Here is a 14,126-nt window from a genome sequence, read left to right as displayed (position 1 = left end):
AGAAACGCCAGCTCAGCGCGTGCGCCCCCGCGCCTTCAGCGGCACCGGTGGCAGTTCGGGGGCCGGTAGGGGCGCGCCCTCGTACGAGCTGACCTCGCCGAAGCGGGTGCCGGATGCCCAGTCCTCGCGGGCCTGGGCGATGTCCTCGTGGGTGCGGCCGACGAAGTTCCACCACATGACGATGCGCTCCTCGAACGGCTCGCCGCCCAGCAGCATGAACGCGCTGTCGACCGTGGCCCGCAGGGGGAGTTCCCGGCGACCGCAGCCGAGGTAGAGCAGGGAGCCGGGGGCCAGGCGTACGCCGTCCACCTCGGCCTCGCCGGACATCGTCAGGGCCGCGTACTCGAAGTCGGGTTGGAGCGGCAGGCGGGTGTCGGTGCCGGCGGCCAGGGTGATGTCGGCGCCCATCAGCGGGGTGAAGGTGGTGCCGGGGGAGCGGGCGCCGTCCAGGTCGCCGAGGATCACCGTGGCGCTGAGCCCGCCGCCGCCGCTCACCTGGGGCAGTTCCGCGTGGTGTTCCCACGACGGGGCTGTGTGCCGGTGGGCGTCGGGCAGGGCGACCCACAGCTGGGCGCCGTGCAGCAGCTTCGCGTGCTCGCGCGGGGACTGTTCGGCGTGCGCGATGGCCCGGCCCGACGTCATCAGGCCCAGTTCCCTCGGCCGCAGGACTTGCTCGCTGCCCAGGCTGTCCCGGTGCAGCACCTCCCCGTCGTGCAGCCAACTCACCGTCTGCAGGCCGATGTGCGGGTGCGGCGGCACCTGCATGCCGGGCTCGCGCTCGATGTCGTCGGGCCCGTAGTGGTCGACGAAGCACCACGCGCCCACCATGCGCCGTCCCATGCTGGGCAGCAGCCGGCGGACCTCGGTGCTCTCGCCGAGCATGACCGGCTTGGCCGCGAGGAGGTCACGCACGGGTTGCGCGGTGACGTCGGCGCGCCCGCCACAGACGGTCGGGGCGGGACGCAGATCCAAGTTGCTCATGAGGAGCACTCTGCCACGCCACCGCCCCGCGCCTACGTCCCGTACGGCCGGTCCGCGCGCGGACTCGGGCGCTCCGTAGCGCCGTCCGGCGCTGGCGTGTCCCCCTTCGGCGCGCCCGCCTGCGGCGCGGGGCCGGGTGCCGGGTCCGCCGCGTACGGGTACAGGAGGATGGCCACCGCCGTGAGCGCCAGGCCGATCAGCCAGCCGGCCAGTACGTCGGTCGCCCAGTGCACGCCCAGGTAGACCCGGGTGAAGCCGACCCCGAGCACGGAGACTGCCGCCGTCGCCGCGGCCAGCCCCCGCCACAGGCGGCGGACCGGGTGCACCGCGAGCAGCCACAGGAGCAGCCCACAGGCCAGGGTCGCGGTGAGGGCGTGGCCGGAGGGGAAGGCGGCGTAGTGCGCGGAGTCCACCGGGTCCGGCCACCTCGGTCGTTCGCGGCCGACCGCGGCCTTGAAGCCCTGTTGGAGCGCCGTGCCGATCGCGGCGGTCGCCGCCAGCCACAGGGCCACCGGCCAGCGCCCCCGCCACAGCAGCCAGCCGGCCACGACGGCGAGCAGCGCGCGCATGGTCCACGGGTCCCAGACCCAGTCGGTGAGGACGCGGTTGGTCCGTGTCCAGTCGTCGTGCGTTACGGCGGAGCGGTGCAGTCCGCTGGCGATGTCGCGGTCCACGGACAGCAGCGGCCCCCACTCGGCGGCGACCAGCACGAGCAGCACCGCGAACAGCCCACCCCACACCGCCGCGGCCACGGCCCAGCCACGTCGTGGCACGGGCGGCCGGGGTGTGGGACGGGTGGGACGGCGGGCGGCGGGGCGGGGCGGCGGTCGCATGGGGGAAATGATCGCGGATCGGAGGGGCGAGCGGCAGCTTGTCGTACGGGTATCGGGTCACTCGCGTGCCGCGTGGCCACCCACCGCCCCGTGCCGCGTACGTCGCCGCGTCCCCAACCTCGCGGGCAGTACAGCTAACCCAGCGCGCGCAGCGCCGGTACGAGGGTGACCAGCACCGGGACCACCGGCACCAGGGCCGCCGCGGCCGTCATCCGCCAGCGGCGGGCCGTTGTGAAGCGCTGCCCGGGAGCCAGCAGGCGGTTGACCCGGCGCGGCACCTCGGCGACCCCGGGGCAGGGGCCGAAGACGCCGCGCTCCTCGTTGAGTTCGACCAGCGCGAGGGCGATGGCCAGCCGGCCGAAGCGGCGTGACGCGACGTCGTCGGCGGCCAGCTCCACCAGCCGGTGCACCTGGTCCCGGAACGCGGCGAACACGGGCACCTGCGGGAAGCCGCCGGCCAGCGCGGACGAGGCGTTCAACAGCCAGTGGTGGCGGGCGTGGGCGTGTCCCTCCTCGTGCGCCAGCACGGCGTCGAGCTGCCGCTTGTTCAACCGGCGCAGCGCGGCTGTCGTGATGACCAACTGTGGCGCCGTACCCGGCAGCCACCACGCGTCGGGGCGGTCACCCTCCAGGACGACCAGCCGGTTGCCGCTGGACTCCTCGCCGGGCAGTTGGGGGGAGCGGACGAGCAGGTCCGCGCGGCGCTGCTTGCGCCGCGCCCGCGAGCCGCGCACCTCTCGGGTGAGCATGACGACGGTCCACACGGCGCCGCAGGCCAGGACGACGGCCACCGGCGCGGCCCACGGCCCGTAGGCGGTGAGCGCGTACGCCTCCATGACGCCGTTCGGCGCCGGGGCGAAGATGTTGCCCCGTACCGCCTCCCAGGCCGCCGCCGCGCTCAGCGACATGGCCAGCGCGCAGCACATGATGACGCCGACCACCACGCACTGCCACACCCACAGGGCGAGCACCGGTTCGCGGTCGGGCCAGTCGGAGCGGGTCAGCATGCGCGGCGCCAGGGCCGCGGCCACTGCTCCAAGCGCCAGCAGCGCCAGCGGGACCATCATGTCGCTCAGCCTATGAGGGGCTGGACGGGCGCCGGTACGGTCACAGCACCGAAGTGACGCACGACACGCGGGGTGGAGGATTGCGGAGGGCGACCCTCCGCGTGCGACCCGCCGCGCGGCGCCGCCCCCGCGGCGAGCATCGGAACACGGCCGCGGAGTGGTGTGCGTGTCGGGTGGGTCGCGCTAGCGGGTCGGGCTCGGCGCGCGGCGTATCGTCACCCGGCCCGAGGCGAGGTCGATGGGGCCCCGGCCCGGGTCGCCGTCGCCGACGTCGTCCACGCACAGCTCCAGCCGCTCGCGTTCGTCCTGGGCGTGCTTGCGGCCGGGTGCGAACAACTCGTCGACCAGGTTGAACACCGTGACCTCCCCTGTGACTGCGGCGGCCGAGCCGCCCCGGCATGAGGTGTCGGGGCGCTTGCCCTCTCGCGAGCGTACCTGGGGGAGTCCCGTAGGCGGCGTGGGTGTGAGGGGGGTGACGGGGCTGGGGTGGGGCGCGGGTCGGGCCGGGGCGGGGGAAGCTGGGAGTCAGAGGCCGGGGCGGTAGCGCAGTGGGTGGTCGACGGGTACCTCGACCAGGGCGATCTTCACGCCGTCGGGGTCGGCGATCCACATCTCCACCAGCCCCCACGGCTCCTGCAGCGGCGGGCGCAGCACCTCCACGCCCTGCTCCGACAGCTCCTTGTGCGCCGCCGCCACGTCCGGAACCTGGAGCCAGAGCTGGAGGCCGGGCGCGGGCGGGGTGTCCGAGCGTCCGGAGACCTCGAGGAAGCCGCCGCCCAGGAAGTAGACGGTGCCGCGCTCGGGCCCGGTGCCGAACTCGCGGGCGACCTCGAGGCCGAGGGCGCGCCCGTAGAAGCGGCGCGAACGGTCGGGGTCGGTGGGCCGCAGGAGGACGCGGCTGCTCAGCACATGCACCATGGTCGTGACCCTACGCATCCGACGGCGCGAATGCGGGCGAATCCGTCAGTTGACGTAGTGCGGCCGGAATCGCCCCCCTGGCGACATCCGCCCCGTACGCCGCTCGCGCGCGCCTGCGCCCGGCGCACGCCCCCGCCAGTGGGCGGTCGTGGGCGGGGAGCGCGCTGGTGGGCAGGGTGGGGCGGGCCAGGTCAGGCCGGGTCGCGCGGCGTGTTCTTCAGCTCCGGGTAGTCGGTGGTGATGCCGTCCAGGTCCATGCCGTGCGCGACCTGGAGGTGCTCGGGCGTGTTCACGGTCCAGGCGGTCACGCGCAGGCCCGCCGCGTGCGCCCGGTCCACCAGCTCCAGGGTGAGCCGGCGGATGTTGAGGGCGAGCAGGCCGGCCTCCGCGGCCAGGGCGCGGTCGATCACGTCGAGGCCGTAGCGGCTGGCCACCAGGCCGGTGCGTACGTCGGGGAGCAGGGTGGCCATCTCGGCGACGGCCTCGTCGTGGAAGGAGATGACCTCGACGCGGTCGGTCAGGCCGCGCTCGGTGAGCACGTCGGCCAGCGCGCGGGCCGCCGCCGCGTCCTTGATCTCGGCCTGAATGGGGGCCTTGACGGCGTCGACGACCTCCTCGAAGACGGGAATCCGCTCGCCCTGGCCGGCGTCCAGCTCGCGCAGCTCGGCCAGGGTGAGATCGCGGATGCGCCCCGAGCCGTCGGTGGTGCGGTCCACCTCGGCGTCGTGCATGACGACCAGCGCCCCGTCCTTGCTCAGGTGCAGGTCGAGTTCGATGACGTCAAGCCCCTCGCGATCAGCGCGGACGAACGAGCGCAGGGTGTTCTCGGGCTCGACGCCCATGACGCCGCGGTGTCCGATGGTGAGGAAGGTCAACGCTGGCTCCTGGGGATCGGCGGCGGTCCGCGCGGGCCGGTGACGCGGTGGGTACGGGGGCGCCCGAGGGGCCGGGTTCGGGGCGTACGCCGCGCTCCGCGCGCGGGGCGGCGGTCAGCCTAACGGTCCCTTTCGTACGGACGGTGTACGGCGCAAAACCATCGGGGAACAGCGCCGGACCGGCCGCCCCGGACCGCTGACGCGGGGCGAGCGGGCGCGGTGCGGAAAAGGGCTCCGACGGCTGTTCTTGATCACCGAACCCGCCCGTGACAGGAAAATCGGCGGTCTAAACCGGGTGTGAGCAGGATAATTTTTCGAGGTCCCACTTGAGGCGGTGATCGCTCCGTGGATACGGTGGCCCCACGCGAGGTTCTTCCGTGGAGGAGTGATCATGACGAAAATTCTCGCGCCGGAGACGGCGATCGATGGCGTTCTGTCCGCGGAGCGCGTGGTGGAGCACCCGGCATGGGCCGTGCTGAAGGATGCCGTCGAGACCATCCGGCCGTGGCAGTCCAAGGACGGTTCGGTCGATCTCACGGCGGAGGGCGCGCCCACGACCGAGGCCCTGCGGCAGCAGGTCGAGCGCTGCGTCGCGGCCATCGGCGAGCTGGCCCCCCTGCTCCCGCACAACGCGGCGTACCACGAGGCGGTCGCCGCCGACCTGCGCCGCTGGGCCGACACCGGCTACGGCGTCCCGGACTTCCTCGACTCCCTGCTGGCCTTCCAGCCCGCGCGGCAGCGCGTCGACGGCCTCCAGCACCTCGTGCTCTTCCCGATGTACACGCAGAACGGGAACCCCGACCGCAACTTCGAGGCCGTCGTACTGCGCGTGGTGTGGCCGGAGTGGCTGGCGGAGCTGGAGCGCACGCGCTACGACAACCCGCTCTTCCTCGGCATCACCTTCGAGGACTTCACCTCCGGCTACGACACCAACTCGGCCGTCCTCTTCCCGGAGACCATCGCCGTGCGCGAGGCGCCCGAGCGGTTCAGCTGGGGCGGCATCTTCTGCGACCGGGAGGCCGCGCGCTTCCGCCGGGTCAGCGAGGCGGCGGTGGAGACGCTGGGCATCGACCTGCCGGCCGAGGCCCGCGACCTGCTGGCCGACCAGCACCGCTGCCAGCAGGCGTTCGTCCTGTGGGACATGGTCCACGACCGCACGCACAGCCACGGCGACCTGCCCTTCGACCCGTTCATGATCAAGCAGCGGCAGCCGTTCTGGATGTACGGGCTGGAGGAGCTGCGCTGCGACCTGACCGCCTTCAAGGAGGCCGTGAAGCTGGAGGCCGAGGGCTACCAGCAGGCGCGGGACGTGCAGTACGCGGTGATCTTCGACCGGATGTTCCGCTTCCCGGTCACCGGCGGCCGGACGCGCAACTACGACGGCCTCGGCGGCCAGCTCCTCTTCGCTTACCTCCACCGGCACGACGTCGTACGCTGGACCGACAACACCCTGCACATCGACTGGGACCGCGCGCCGCAGGTCACCAACCAGCTCTGCGGTGAGATCGAGAAGCTCTACCGCGACGGCATCGACCGGCCCAAGCTCGTGCACTGGTTCAAGGCGTACGAACTGGTCGCCTCGTACCTCGCCCCGCACCCCGGCTCCACGTGGGCCAAGGGGCCCGACGCGCTCGATCTGTCGCTGCCGCCCCGCAAGCTGGTGGACGACGTGCTTCCGGACGAGTTCCCGCTGAGCATGTTCTACGAGGCCCTCGCGAAGAAGCTCAAGACCGTGATCGCCTCGACCAAGGGCATCACGGCCGAGAACGCGGACCGGGTGGCCGCGTGACCCCGTCCGAGCAGTCCGACCAGGAGGCGACGATCATGACCGACAACACGGCGGCCGGTGCGGCGGCACAGGGCAGGGGAGCGCTGGAGGGAGCGGTCGTCGCGGTGGCCGGAGCCGCGGGCCCCGCGGGGCGCGCCGCGCTGCTGCGGCTCGCGGAGGGCGGGGCCACCGTCGTCGCCGCCGACGCGGACGCGGCCCGGCTGGCCGAGGCGGTGGACGCCGCGCGGTACGCGCACGGTGGTGCCACCGTCACGGGCGACACGGTGGACCTGCTCGACCCGCTCGCCGCCCGCGAGTGGGCGACGCGCACCGAGAAGGAGTTCGGCCGCATCGACGGCCTGGTGCACCTGGTCGGCGGCTGGCGCGGCTCCGCGACCTTCGCCGAGACCGACCTCGACGACTGGAACGTGCTGCACGACCTCCTCGTCCGCACCGTCCAGCACACCTCGCTCGCCTTCCACGACGGGCTGCGCCGCAGCGACAACGGCCGGTACCTGCTGATCAGCGCCGCCGGGGCCAGCAAGCCCACCGCGGGCAACGCCGCCTACTCCGCGGCCAAGGCCGCCGCCGAGGCGTGGACGCTGGCGCTGGCCGACGCCTTCCGCAAGGAGGGGGGCGAGGAGGGGCCGTCGTCCGCGGCTGCCATCCTGGTGGTCAAGGCGCTGGTGCACGACGCCATGCGAGCCGAGCGCCCCAACGCGAAGTTCGCGGGCTTCACCGACGTCAAGGAGCTGGCCGACGCCATCGCCGCAGTCTGGGAGCAGCCCGCCCGAGAGGTGAACGGAAACCGCCTGTGGCTGACCGCGAAGCCGTAACGCCCCGCACGACCGACGCCCGTCGCCGACACGACCCGCGGGTACGCGGCTTCGCCAGCGACAACTACGCCGGCGCCCCGCCGGAGATCATGGCCGCCCTCGCCCTGGCCAACGAGGGACACCAGGTGGCCTACGGCGAGGACGACTACACCGTCCACCTGCAGGACGTCATGCGCAGCCACTTCGGCCCGCTGGCGGTGACCTACCCGGTCTTCAACGGCACCGGCGCCAACGTCGTCGCCCTCCAGGCGCTGACCGACCGCTGGGGCGCGGTCATCGCCGCCGACTCGGCGCACATCCACGTCGACGAGTGCGGGGCCCCGGAGCGGGTCGGCGGCCTCAAGCTGCTCACCGTGCCCACCCCGGACGGCAAGCTCACGCCCGAGCTCATCGACCGGGAGGCGTACGGCTGGGAGGACGAGCACCGGGCGATGCCGCAGGTCGTCTCGATCACCCAGAGCACCGAACTGGGCACCCTCTACACGCCCGACGAGGTGCGCGCCCTCTGCGACCACGCCCACGAGCGCGGCATGAAGGTGCACCTGGACGGTGCCCGGATAGCCAACGCCGCGGCCTCGCTCGACGTGCCGATGCGGGCGTTCACCTACGCCGCGGGCGTGGACGTGCTCTCCTACGGCGGCACCAAGAACGGCATGCTCTTCGGCGAGGCCGTGGTCGTCCTGAACCCGGACGCCGTACGCGCGATGAAGCACCTGCGCAAGCTGTCCATGCAGCTCGCCTCCAAGATGCGGTTCGTCTCCGTGCAGTTGGAGGCGCTGCTGGCCAAGGACCTGTGGCTGCGCCAGGCCCGGCACGCCAACACCATGGCCCAGCGGCTCGCCGACGGGGTGCGCGGCGTGGACGGCGTGGAGATCCTCCACCCGGTCCAGGCCAACGCGGTCTTCGCCCGCCTCCCGCGCGAGGTGAGCGAGCGGCTGCAACAGCGCTACCGCTTCTACTTCTGGGACGAGGCCGCCGGCGACGTGCGCTGGATGTGCTCCTTCGACACCACCGAGGAGGACGTGGACGGCTTCGTCACCGCGCTCAAGGAGGAGTTGGGCAGGTAGCCTTCCCGACCCAGCAAGCCCGACGGCCGACCGGACGCCTCGCGTCCGGTCGGCCGTCGCACGTCGCGGCGGCTCGCCGCCGTCGTCAGTGACCCGCTGTCGTCAGTGGCCGGCGGGCTGGACGGGCGCCGGCGCGGTGCCGCCCAGGTGCGCGGGCACCCACCACGTGTCGTCGGGGTCCTTGGGGCGTACGGGGTAGGCCCGCTGCGCCGCCTCCAGGAGTTCCTGCACCCGGGCGCGCAGCCGCTCGGTGAGGGAGTCGACCGACTCGCCGGGCTCCGCGGACATCGGCTCGCCCACCCGCATGGTGATCGGGAAGTGGTTGCGGCCCAGGTCGCGCTTGTGGCCCTTGGTCCACAGCCGCTGCGTGCCCCACAGCGCCATCGGCAGCAGCGGCACGCCGGCCTCCTGCGCCATGCGCGCCGCGCCCGACTTGAACGTCTTGAGCGTGAACGACTGGGAGATCGTCGCCTCCGGGAAGACGCCGATGATCTCGCCGGAGCGCAGCGACTTCACCGCGTGCCGGTAGGCGTCCACGCCCTGCTTGCGGTCGACCGGAATGTGCTTCATCGCCCGCATCAGCGGCCCGGAGACCTTGTGGCGGAAGACCGACTCCTTGGCCATGAAGCGCACCAGGCGCTTGGCCGGGCGCGCGGTCAGCCCGGCGAAGACGAAGTCGAGGTACCCGATGTGGTTGCTCACCAGGACCGCACCGCCACGGCGTGGGATGTTCTCCGTGCCCTGGATGTCAAAGCGCAGGTCGAGCGCTTTGAACATGGTGCGGGCCATGCCGATCACCGGTGGGTAGACGAGCTCTGCCATCAAGGGACCCTTCTGCCATTCCTTTGGGAGGGTTCTCCCGGCGGAAGTTACGCGGCCGTAGGTACGGGCTTTCCGCTGATCGTGCCTGATGTCGGGCGCTGCGGCCAGCCTCTGGAGGACCCGGGAGAGAGATCCTCATCACGGGAGGCAACCAAAAACGCCGTCGCGCGGTCGGCCTTTCGTTGTGACGACACCTGCCCCGCCTCGCGTGCCGCATGCTTGGTGTATGACGCAACGACTGACGGCCGTCGAACTGGAGACCGCCCGGCTCGGTGAGCGCGCCACGCTGGTCCAGTTCTCCAGCGCGTTCTGCCAGCCGTGCCGAGCCACCCGGCGGGTGCTCGCCCACGCCGCCACGCTGGTCGACGGCGTCGCGCACGTCGAGATCGACGCCGAGGCCAAGCTGTCCCTGGTGCGGCGCCTCGGCGTGCGGCGCACCCCGACCGTCCTGGTGCTCGACGCGGACGGCCGGGTGGTGTCCACGGCCGAGGGGCAGCCCCGCACCGCGGACGTCATCGCCGCCATCGGCCGGGCCGTCTGACGGTCCGTGATGGATCTCGCACCGACCGGCACGGTCTTGACCGCGGCGTCCGCGCCTGGTCACCCTGACGTGATGCGGCCTCGTCTCCTTCTGTACGGACGCGCCCACGGGGACCCCGTCCGCCGTGCGAGCGCGTGCTGTCCGCCTCCCTGAGCGCCGACGGCAGGACACCCCGGTGGGCCCGGTCCGAGAGTGAGGGCACTGGTGGACGACAGCACTCCCCGCAGCGCAAGGAACCCTTCATGACCGCCTCGCCCGAACTCGACACCTCCCAGCTCGCCGCCACGGACGTCTTCCGCGCGTTCTTCCGCCGCCAGGCCGCCACCGTCGCCGTGATCACCGCCCACGGGTCGCGCCCCGTGGGGCTGACCGCGACCTCGCTGACGTCCGTCTCGGCCGAGCCGCCGCTGCTCTCCTTCGGCGTGGGCACCGGGTCGTCGAGCTGGCCGGTCCTGTCCACGGCCCGCCACGTCGGCGTCCACCTGCTGGGCGAGCACCAGCGGGGGCTGGCCACCACGTTCGCGACGAGCGGCGTCGACCGGTTCGCCCCGCCCACCCGCTGGCGCCTGGGCCCGGAGAACGTGCCGATCCTCGAAGGCGTGCTGGCGTGGGCGGTGTGTGAGGTGAGCGCGCGCGTGCCCGCCGGCGACCACCGCGTGGTCATCGCGCGGGTGGTGACCGGCGACCCGGCCGGGGCGGGTCGTCCGCTCCTGTACCACCAGGGACGCTTCAACGCGCTGCGGGACTGAACGGCCCGTGGCGCCGTTGGCAAGGTCACAGTTCAACGGCCTTGCGAACGGGGAAAACCGTGGGTGTACTGACGAGTAATATTTCGTTCGAGGGTGCGAACCGCCCCGATCGGGATCTGCCCCTGAAGGCGCCTATGCTGCCAGCACACGGCAGTTTGCGAAGAGACGATGCAGTAGGAGAGCCGGCGTGAGCTTGAGGATCGTTGTCTGTGTGAAGTACGTGCCCGACGCCACCGGCGACCGGCACTTCGCCGAGGACCTGACCACCGACCGCGACGCGGTGGACGGCCTGCTGTCCGAGCTGGACGAGTACGCCGTCGAACAGGCTCTCCAGATCTCCGAGGACGCGGACGACGCGGAGATCACCGTGCTGACCGTCGGCCCCGAGGACGCGAAGGACGCGCTGCGCAAGGCGCTGTCGATGGGCGCCGACAAGGCCGTACACGTAGAGGACGACGACCTGCACGGCACGGACGCGCTGGGCACCTCGCTCGTCCTGGCCAAGGCCATCGAGAAGGCCGGCTACGACCTGGTGGTGTGCGGCATGGCCTCCACCGACGGCGTGATGGGCGTGCTGCCCGCGCTGCTGGCCGAGCGCCTGGGCGTGCCGCAGGTGACGCTGCTGTCCGAGGTCTCCGTGGCCGACGGCAAGGTGACCGGCCGCCGTGACGGCGACACCGCCAGCGAGCAGCTCGAGGCGGCCCTGCCGGCGGTCGTGTCGGTGACCGACCAGTCGGGCGAGGCCCGCTACCCCTCGTTCAAGGGCATCATGGCGGCGAAGAAGAAGCCGGTGGAGTCCTGGGACCTGGAGGACCTGGAGCTGGAGGCCGACGACCTCGGCCTCGCGGGCGCCTGGACCGCCGTCGACGCCGTGGCCGAGCGCCCGGCGCGCACCGCGGGCACCATCGTCAAGGACGAGGGCGAGGGCGGCAAGCAGCTCGCCGAGTTCCTCGCGGGCCAGAAGTTCATCTAGGTCGCGCACGCGCCCGCCAGGCGGCGCGCGGTCCGTGGCGGGCCCGAGCCCCGCGGACCGGCGCCCGCCGGCGCGGCCGGCGACAGCGGCCCCTGGCGGGGCGCACAGCCCACGCCCCCTCACCGTCTCGCACTTTCTTCGCAGGAGAGCAGATCCATGGCTGAAGTACTCGTCTATGTCGACCACGTGGACGGCGCCGTCCGCAAGCCCACCCTCGAACTGCTGACGTTGGCCCGCCGCATCGGCGAGCCGGTCGCCGTGCACCTGGGCCCCGGCGCGGACTCCGCCGCCGCGGTGCTGGCCGAGCACGGCGCCGTCAAGGTGCTGGCCGCCGACGCGCCGGAGTTCGCCGACTACCTGGTCGCCCCGAAGGTGGACGCGCTGCAGGCCGCGTTCGAGGCCGTCACGCCGGCCGCCGTGCTCGTCCCGTCGTCGGCCGAGGGCAAGGAGATCGCCGCCCGCCTCGCGGTGCGCGTCGGCTCCGGCATCATCACCGACGCCGTCGACGTGGAGGCCGGCGACGAGGGCCCGGTGGCCACGCAGTCCGTGTTCGCCGCGGCCTTCACCACCAAGTCCCGCGTCACCAAGGGCACACCGATCATCACCGTCAAGCCGAACTCGGCCCCCGTGGAGGCAGCCCCGGCCGCCGGCACGGTCGAGCAGCTCGCCGTCACCGTCGCCGATGGCTCGAAGGGCACCAAGGTCGTTTCGCGTACCCCGCGCGAGTCGAGCGGGCGTCCGGAGCTGACCGAGGCCGCGATCGTGGTCTCCGGTGGCCGTGGCGTCGGCGGCGCCGAGAACTTCCCGATCGTGGAGGGCCTGGCCGACTCGCTCGGCGCGGCCGTCGGCGCCTCGCGCGCCGCGGTGGACGCGGGCTGGTACCCGCACACCAACCAGGTCGGTCAGACCGGCAAGTCGGTCTCCCCGCAGCTCTACATCGCCGCGGGCATCTCCGGCGCCATCCAGCACCGGGCCGGCATGCAGACCTCGAAGACCATCGTGGCCATCAACAAGGACGCCGAGGCGCCCATCTTCGAGTTGGTCGACTACGGCGTGGTCGGCGACCTCTTCGAGGTCGTCCCGCAGCTCACCGAAGAGGTAAAGTCCCGCAAGGGCTGACCCCGTCGACCGGTCTCCGCGACCGGTGACCGCTCCACCCCGCCAGGCCCCGCGCACGCCCGCGCGGGGCCTGGCGCGTTTCCCCCGGCTGCCGGCGGGAGAGGGGGTGTTGACCCGGGTGAAGGGTGCGGATAGCTTCGCTGCGCGGATGTTGCATTTCGTCTTGCGGAAGTAAGAAAGGGGTGCGGGCATGGAGCGGCACGAGACGGTGGCCACCACTCTGGCGCGTTCGGTGCGCGAGGAGATCGGGGCCGCGCTCGCCGGCGTGGACGCGGAGTTGGCCCGCCGCTACCCCGGCGACCCGGGCACCAGGCAACCCGTGCACACCGTCTACGTCCCCGGCGACGCCTTCGCCGCCGACACCGTGCGCTCCTGGGGCGACCAGGCCCTGCGCGCCCTGGACGCACACGCCCCGGACCCGGCCGCCCTCGCCGCCGTACTCGGACTGCCGGACGACCTCGCCGAGCCGGTGTACGCGCGGGTGCGCGCCAAGCTGGAGCGCGAGCCCGTCGAGGACCTGCGCGTCGACTTCGAGGACGGCTACGGGACGCGGCCCGACGCCGAGGAGGACGCCGCCGCCGCCCGCGCCGCGCGCCTGGTGGCCGCCGCCAGCGCCGGCGCCGGGCCCCGCGAGGCCGCCCCGTACGTCGGCATCCGCATGAAGTGCCTGGAGGCGGCCGTACGCGAGCGGGCCGTGCGGACCCTGGACGTCTTCCTGACCGCACTCGTGGACGCGGGCGGGCTGCCCGCCGGGCTCGTGCTCACGCTGCCCAAGGTCAGCCACCCCGAGCAGGTGCGTGCCATGGTCCGGCTGTGCGAGGAGTTCGAGCGGGCGCGCGGACTCGCGGCGGGCCGCCTCGGGTTCGAGATCCAGATCGAGACCACCCAGGCCATCGTCGGCCCCGACGGCCGCGCCACCGTCGCCCGCCTCATCGACGCCGCCGCCGGCCGCGCCACCGCCCTGCACTACGGCACCTTCGACTACAGCGCCTCCTGCGGCGTCAGCGCCGCCCACCAGTCGCTCGACCACCCGGCCGCCGACCACGCCAAGGCCGTCATGCAGGCCGCCGCGGCCGGCACCGGCGTGCGCCTCTCGGACGGGTCCACCAACGTGCTGCCCGTCGGCCCCACCGCACGGGTGCACGACGCCTGGCGCCTCCACTACGCCCTGGTACGCCGCTCGTTGGCCCGGGCCTACTACCAGGGTTGGGACATGCACCCCGGCCACCTCCCCACGCGGTACGCCGCCGTCTACGCCTTCTACCGGGAGGGGCTCGAAGAGGCCGCCGGCCGCCTCGCGGCGTACGCACGGCGCGCGGGCGGCGCCGTACTGGACGAGCCCGCCACGGCCCGGGCGCTCAGCGGCCATCTGCTGCGCGGCCTGGACTGCGGGGCGCTGGACGGTGCCGAGGTGAGCCGCCTGACCGGCCTGGACCGGGCCGATCTGGACCGGCTCGCGGGCCGGCCCACCCCGACCGCCGACGCGGCCCGGGACGCGGGGGCGGGCCCGCGCGTCGCGAGCGGGCCCGACGCGGGCGCTGACCAGCCCGTACACCGCCGATAAAAGGAGCGGCCCG

The 14,126-nt window shown here is 73.2% G+C and carries 15 protein-coding genes; 8 read left to right on the top strand and 7 right to left on the bottom strand.

Annotated elements, in window-relative coordinates:
* Nucleotides 1–12: 12 nt before the first annotated feature.
* The 6 genes from AC3CHW_RS02850 to AC3CHW_RS02825 all read right to left on the bottom strand — a co-directional run bounded on the left by AC3CHW_RS02850 (nt 13) and on the right by AC3CHW_RS02825 (nt 4,674).
* Complete coding sequence (locus tag AC3CHW_RS02850; RefSeq protein WP_459250289.1) at nt 13–981, bottom strand: pirin family protein; 969 nt, start codon at nt 979–981, stop codon at nt 13–15.
* A 32-nt stretch (nt 982–1,013) separates the two neighbouring features.
* Nucleotides 1,014–1,814 (bottom strand): phosphatase PAP2 family protein, encoded by an 801-nt coding sequence (locus AC3CHW_RS02845; RefSeq protein ID WP_488469448.1) that lies wholly within the window; start codon nt 1,812–1,814, stop codon nt 1,014–1,016.
* A 134-nt stretch (nt 1,815–1,948) separates the two neighbouring features.
* Nucleotides 1,949–2,881, bottom strand: a complete 933-nt coding sequence (locus AC3CHW_RS02840; protein WP_398606991.1) for a M56 family metallopeptidase — start codon at nt 2,879–2,881, stop codon at nt 1,949–1,951.
* A gap of 183 nt (nt 2,882–3,064) precedes the next feature.
* Complete coding sequence (locus AC3CHW_RS02835) at nt 3,065–3,238, bottom strand: DUF6191 domain-containing protein (protein WP_488469447.1); 174 nt, start codon at nt 3,236–3,238, stop codon at nt 3,065–3,067.
* A gap of 168 nt (nt 3,239–3,406) precedes the next feature.
* Nucleotides 3,407–3,799, bottom strand: coding sequence for a VOC family protein (locus AC3CHW_RS02830; protein ID WP_488469446.1), 393 nt, complete (start codon nt 3,797–3,799; stop codon nt 3,407–3,409).
* 191 nt (nt 3,800–3,990) lie between these two features.
* Nucleotides 3,991–4,674, bottom strand: a complete 684-nt coding sequence (locus AC3CHW_RS02825) for a glycerophosphodiester phosphodiesterase (RefSeq protein ID WP_459250287.1) — start codon at nt 4,672–4,674, stop codon at nt 3,991–3,993.
* 391 nt (nt 4,675–5,065) lie between these two features.
* Between AC3CHW_RS02825 and AC3CHW_RS02820 the strand changes: the two genes are divergently transcribed.
* From AC3CHW_RS02820 to AC3CHW_RS02810, 3 genes are read left to right on the top strand one after another with little or no spacing between them, the layout of a single operon-like run.
* Nucleotides 5,066–6,463, top strand: a complete 1,398-nt coding sequence (locus tag AC3CHW_RS02820; protein WP_488469445.1) for a DUF6421 family protein — start codon at nt 5,066–5,068, stop codon at nt 6,461–6,463.
* A gap of 35 nt (nt 6,464–6,498) precedes the next feature.
* A complete protein-coding gene (locus AC3CHW_RS02815) occupies nt 6,499–7,278 on the top strand; it encodes an SDR family NAD(P)-dependent oxidoreductase (RefSeq protein ID WP_488470945.1) in 780 nt (259 codons plus the stop codon).
* Nucleotides 7,257–8,345, top strand: a complete 1,089-nt coding sequence (locus tag AC3CHW_RS02810) for a threonine aldolase family protein (RefSeq protein WP_176165217.1) — start codon at nt 7,257–7,259, stop codon at nt 8,343–8,345. Before AC3CHW_RS02815 ends, AC3CHW_RS02810 begins: the two co-directional genes overlap by 22 nt.
* Before the next feature lie 102 nt (nt 8,346–8,447).
* Here the strand turns inward: AC3CHW_RS02810 and AC3CHW_RS02805 are convergent, their stop codons facing one another.
* Nucleotides 8,448–9,167 carry a lysophospholipid acyltransferase family protein gene (locus AC3CHW_RS02805; RefSeq protein WP_488469444.1) on the bottom strand — a complete coding sequence of 240 codons (720 nt, stop codon included), beginning with the start codon at nt 9,165–9,167 and terminating at the stop codon, nt 8,448–8,450.
* A gap of 226 nt (nt 9,168–9,393) precedes the next feature.
* On the opposite strand from AC3CHW_RS02805, the gene AC3CHW_RS02800 reads away from it, so the two are divergent.
* The 5 genes from AC3CHW_RS02800 to AC3CHW_RS02780 all read left to right on the top strand — a co-directional run bounded on the left by AC3CHW_RS02800 (nt 9,394) and on the right by AC3CHW_RS02780 (nt 14,113).
* On the top strand, nt 9,394–9,708 hold the full coding sequence (locus AC3CHW_RS02800) for a TlpA family protein disulfide reductase (RefSeq protein ID WP_176165219.1): 315 nt from the start codon (nt 9,394–9,396) through the stop codon (nt 9,706–9,708).
* Between the two features lie 242 nt (nt 9,709–9,950).
* On the top strand, nt 9,951–10,457 hold the full coding sequence (locus tag AC3CHW_RS02795) for a flavin reductase family protein (RefSeq protein ID WP_488469443.1): 507 nt from the start codon (nt 9,951–9,953) through the stop codon (nt 10,455–10,457).
* 187 nt (nt 10,458–10,644) lie between these two features.
* Nucleotides 10,645–11,430: an electron transfer flavoprotein subunit beta/FixA family protein gene (locus tag AC3CHW_RS02790; RefSeq protein ID WP_176165221.1), complete on the top strand. Its 786-nt coding sequence runs from the start codon at nt 10,645–10,647 to the stop codon at nt 11,428–11,430.
* Nucleotides 11,431–11,586: 156 nt separating this feature from the next.
* The gene (locus tag AC3CHW_RS02785; protein ID WP_488469442.1) at nt 11,587–12,549 is read left to right on the top strand and encodes an electron transfer flavoprotein subunit alpha/FixB family protein; all 963 of its coding nucleotides are present in this window, start codon (nt 11,587–11,589) and stop codon (nt 12,547–12,549) included.
* A 190-nt stretch (nt 12,550–12,739) separates the two neighbouring features.
* Nucleotides 12,740–14,113, top strand: coding sequence for a DUF6986 family protein (locus tag AC3CHW_RS02780; protein WP_488469441.1), 1,374 nt, complete (start codon nt 12,740–12,742; stop codon nt 14,111–14,113).
* Nucleotides 14,114–14,126 lie beyond the last annotated feature (13 nt).

Source organism: Streptomyces sp. MGP-BFMKR1 (assembly GCF_057766585.1).
The sequence above is the reverse complement of the archived record's forward strand: the minus strand, read 5'-3'. Positions and strand labels throughout refer to the sequence as shown.

Excerpts from the sequence above, each read along its gene's own strand:
- AC3CHW_RS02850 (WP_459250289.1), bottom strand. The coding sequence starts at position 981 with ATGAGCAACTTGGATCTGCGTCCCGCCCCGACCGTCTGTGGCGGGCGC.
- AC3CHW_RS02845 (WP_488469448.1), bottom strand. The coding sequence starts at position 1,814 with ATGCGACCGCCGCCCCGCCCCGCCGCCCGCCGTCCCACCCGTCCCACA.
- AC3CHW_RS02840 (WP_398606991.1), bottom strand. The coding sequence starts at position 2,881 with ATGATGGTCCCGCTGGCGCTGCTGGCGCTTGGAGCAGTGGCCGCGGCC.
- AC3CHW_RS02830 (WP_488469446.1), bottom strand. The coding sequence starts at position 3,799 with ATGGTGCATGTGCTGAGCAGCCGCGTCCTCCTGCGGCCCACCGACCCC.
- AC3CHW_RS02820 (WP_488469445.1), top strand. The coding sequence starts at position 5,066 with ATGACGAAAATTCTCGCGCCGGAGACGGCGATCGATGGCGTTCTGTCC.
- AC3CHW_RS02815 (WP_488470945.1), top strand. The coding sequence starts at position 6,499 with ATGACCGACAACACGGCGGCCGGTGCGGCGGCACAGGGCAGGGGAGCG.
- AC3CHW_RS02805 (WP_488469444.1), bottom strand. The coding sequence starts at position 9,167 with ATGGCAGAGCTCGTCTACCCACCGGTGATCGGCATGGCCCGCACCATG.
- AC3CHW_RS02800 (WP_176165219.1), top strand. The coding sequence starts at position 9,394 with ATGACGCAACGACTGACGGCCGTCGAACTGGAGACCGCCCGGCTCGGT.
- AC3CHW_RS02795 (WP_488469443.1), top strand. The coding sequence starts at position 9,951 with ATGACCGCCTCGCCCGAACTCGACACCTCCCAGCTCGCCGCCACGGAC.
- AC3CHW_RS02785 (WP_488469442.1), top strand. The coding sequence starts at position 11,587 with ATGGCTGAAGTACTCGTCTATGTCGACCACGTGGACGGCGCCGTCCGC.
- AC3CHW_RS02780 (WP_488469441.1), top strand. The coding sequence starts at position 12,740 with ATGGAGCGGCACGAGACGGTGGCCACCACTCTGGCGCGTTCGGTGCGC.